This window comes from Microbacterium xerophyticum, assembly GCF_053543555.1.
The window spans coordinates 406,970-410,775 of sequence record NZ_JBLVOB010000006.1; the positions used below are offsets into that span (position 1 = coordinate 406,970).

Sequence of the window (3,806 nt, forward strand, 5' to 3'; positions counted from 1 at the left end):
GGGCGCCGGGGCCCTCCTGTGCGATCGATCAGACGAGTGAACGCAGCACGTACTGCAGGATGCCGCCGTTGCGGTAGTAGTCGGCTTCACCGGGTGTGTCGATGCGGACGACCGCGTCGAACTCCACGACCTGCTTGCCCTCAGGCGAGTGCTCGCTCGGGGAGGCGGTCACGTGGACCGTCTTCGGAGTGGTGCCGTTGTTGAGCTCTTCCAGACCGCTGATCGAGACGACCTCGGTGCCGTCGAGTCCCAGTGACTCCCAGCTCTCGCCCGCCGGGAACTGCAGCGGAACGACGCCCATGCCGATGAGGTTCGAGCGGTGGATGCGCTCGAAGCTCTCGGTGATGACCGCCTTGACGCCCAGCAGGCTGGTGCCCTTGGCCGCCCAGTCGCGGGAGGAGCCGGAGCCGTACTCCTTGCCACCGAAGATCACCAGCGGAGTGCCGGCCTCCTGGTAGTTCTGGCTGGCGTCGTAGATGAACGACTGCGGTGCGTCCGTCTGCGTGAAGTCGCGGGTGAAACCACCCTCGACCTCCGCACCGTCGTTGACCGCGCGAACCAGCTGGTTCCTCAGGCGGATGTTCGCGAACGTGCCGCGGATCATCACCTCGTGGTTGCCTCGGCGCGACCCGAAGGAGTTGAAGTCCTTCTGGCGCACACCGTGCTCCTCGAGGTACTTCGCGGCCGGCGTGCCGATCTTGATGTTGCCGGCAGGGCTGATGTGGTCGGTCGTGACCGAATCGCCCAGGGTCGCCAGCACACGCGCGCCGGTGATGTCGCTGACAGGGGTCAGCTCCATCGTCATGCCCTCGAAGTACGGAGGACGACGCACGTAGGTCGACTGGTCGTCCCACTCGAAGATCGGGCCGGTCGGGGTGGGCAGGCTCGTCCAGCGCTCGTCGCCGTCGAAGACGGTCGCGTACTGCTTGATGAACTGCTCGCGCGAGATCGACGAGTCGATGATGTCCTGGATCTCACCCGGCGCGGGCCAGATGTCCTTCAGGAACACGTCCTCGCCCTTCTCGTCCCTGCCGAGCGCATCGGTCTCGAAGTCGAAGTGCATGGATCCTGCCAGCGCATACGCGACGACGAGCGGAGGCGAGGCCAGGTAGTTCATCTTGACGTCGGGGCTGATACGACCCTCGAAGTTGCGGTTGCCCGAGAGCACAGCGGTGACAGCGAGGTCGTTGTCGTTGATGGCCTCGGAGACCTCTTCGATCAGCGGACCGGAGTTGCCGATGCAGATCGTGCAGCCGTAGCCGACTGTGTAGAACCCGAGTCCCTCGAGGTCCTTGTCGAGTCCGGACTTCTCGTAGTAGTCCGTGACGACCTTGGAGCCGGGGCCGAGCGTCGTCTTCACCCATGGCTTCTGCTTCAGTCCGCGCTCGCGCGCCTTCCGTGCGAGCAGACCTGCCGCGATCATCACCGACGGGTTGGAGGTGTTCGTGCACGACGTGATGGCCGCGAGCGTCACCGCGCCGTGGTCGAGGATGTAGCTCTCACCGTCGGGAGTCGTGACCGGAACCGGCTTGGACGTGCCGTTGACGCCGCTGGAGATGTGCACCGGTCGGGTGTCGTGGTTCTCCTCCCCCGGTACCTGGCCGGGGTCGGACGCCGGGAACGAGTGCTTCGACTCGAGGTCGACGAGGTCATCCGACGTGGACGGCTCGGCGTAGTTGACGATGTCCTGCTCGAACTGCGTCTTGGCCTCAGAGAGGAGGATGCGGTCCTGCGGGCGCTTGGGGCCGGCGATCGAGGGGACGACGGTCCCCAGATCGAGCTCCATGTACTCGCTGAAGACGGGCTCGTTGTCGGCATCGTGCCACAGGCGCTGCTCCTTGGCATACGCCTCGACGAGTGCGACGGCCTGCTCGTCACGGCCGGTCAGACGCAGGTACTCGGTGGTGACGTCGTCGATCGGGAAGATCGCGGCCGTCGAGCCGAACTCCGGGCTCATGTTTCCGATGGTGGCGCGGTTCGCGAGCGGAACGGACGCGACGCCCGCGCCGTAGAACTCGACGAACTTGCCGACCACACCGTGCTTGCGCAGCATGTCGGTGATCGTCAGCACCACGTCGGTGGCCGTGACACCGGCCGGGATCTCACCGGTCAGCTTGAAGCCCACGACGCGCGGGATGAGCATCGACACGGGCTGTCCGAGCATCGCGGCCTCCGCCTCGATGCCGCCGACGCCCCAGCCGAGCACACCGAGGCCGTTGACCATCGTGGTGTGCGAATCGGTGCCGACACAGGTGTCGGGGTAGGCCTGGAGCACACCGCCGTTGACGCGGTCGTAGATGACCTTGGCGAGGTGCTCGATGTTGACCTGGTGCACGATGCCGGTACCGGGGGGAACGACCTTGAAGTCGTTGAACGCCGTCTGGCCCCAGCGCAGGAACTGGTAGCGCTCGCCGTTGCGCTCGTACTCGATCTCGACGTTGCGCTCCAGCGCGTTGTCGGAGCCGAACAGGTCGGCGATGACCGAGTGGTCGATGACCATCTCGGCCGGCGAGAGCGGGTTGATCTTGTTGGGATCGCCACCGAGTGAGGTGACCGCCTCGCGCATGGTCGCGAGGTCGACGATGCACGGCACGCCGGTGAAGTCCTGCATCACCACGCGCGCTGGCGAGAACTGGATCTCGGTGCTCGGCTCTGCCGCGGCATCCCACGAGCCGAGCGCTTCGATCTGCGCCTTCGTCACGTTCGCGCCGTCTTCAGTGCGAAGAAGGTTCTCCAGGAGCACCTTCAGGCTGAACGGAAGCTTCTCGAAGCCGGGAACCGCGTCAACTCGGAAGATCTCATAGTCGGTACTGCCGACCGTCAGGGTGCTCTTGGCACCGAAGCTGTTCACCGTGGACACGAATCCGTCTCCTTCTTGTCTGATGGAAGCGACACGCGACTCCATCTTGCTCGCGTGCGGGCCTGTCGGCTAGCAAGGCACACCTAACAGTGTGCGCCGTGCGAGCCGCGGGCAAAAGCCCACAATTTATCTTGATGTCAAGATAAATCTATCACGAACCGGATGCGGTGGCCTGCGGCGACTCGCGGGGGTAGAGCGCACGGACGACGAGCCAGGTGACCGCGATGAGCGGTGCGAACAACGGCAGTCCCATGACGAGTTTCAGCGTTCCGAGAGCCGTGACCTGATCTGTCAGGTACAGCGGCAGCTGCACCGCGAGTCGGGCGAAGAACAGCGCGGCCCACGCGATGCCGAGAAGACGGAATGCGCGCCGCTTGCGCTTGTCCCCGCGCCAGGCCGTGGCCTCCCCCATCAGGAACCCTGCCGCGATCCCGATCAGCGACCATCCGATCAGGGCGGACACGAGGAAGGCCGTCCCGTAGACGGCGTTCGTGATCAGTCCGGGAACGAAGTTGTCCGCGCCGCGGCCGGTCCACAGCGCCAGGGCCGCAGCCGCACCGGCGGCGATCAGCCCGCCCAGTGCTGCCGACGGTGGTGATTTCTGCACCAGGCGCACGATCGTGAACACCGCGGCGAGGCCGACGGAGACACCGAGTGACAGGACGAGCGGCTCCGGTCGGAGCGTGAACAGGATGACGAACGCGAGACTCGGCAGCACGGATTCGAGCACCCCGCGCCACCCGCCGATCGCGGACCAGACGACCTTCTGCGTGCTGGCATTCTCGGCGGGGTCGATCCCGGCCCTGCGGGCCGCTCCGCCGAGTGCAGCGCCGAGCAGCTCCGACGTGCTCTGCTCGCGCGGCTCTTCGCCTTCGCGGTCGCCGCTCACGCGGATCCCGGCGTAGCCGGCATCTTCAGCGGAATCAGGTCTCGGGGGGGGATCGGT

General features: G+C 65.9%; 2 protein-coding genes. Both read right to left on the reverse strand.

The window, feature by feature from the left end; translation table 11 throughout:
* Positions 1 to 28: 28 nt before the first annotated feature.
* The gene (acnA, locus tag ACNPNP_RS08610) at positions 29 to 2,905 is read right to left on the reverse strand and encodes an aconitate hydratase AcnA (protein ID WP_448965620.1); all 2,877 of its coding nucleotides are present in this window, start codon (positions 2,903 to 2,905) and stop codon (positions 29 to 31) included.
* 106 nt (positions 2,906 to 3,011) lie between these two features.
* Positions 3,012 to 3,749 carry a DUF3159 domain-containing protein gene (locus tag ACNPNP_RS08615; RefSeq protein WP_448966154.1) on the reverse strand — a complete coding sequence of 246 codons (738 nt, stop codon included), beginning with the start codon at positions 3,747 to 3,749 and terminating at the stop codon, positions 3,012 to 3,014.
* Positions 3,750 to 3,806 lie beyond the last annotated feature (57 nt).

Bases quoted from the DNA above. Each gene is read 5' to 3' on its own strand.
- acnA (WP_448965620.1), bottom strand. From the start codon at position 2,905: ATGGAGTCGCGTGTCGCTTCCATCAGACAAGAAGGAGACGGATTCGTG.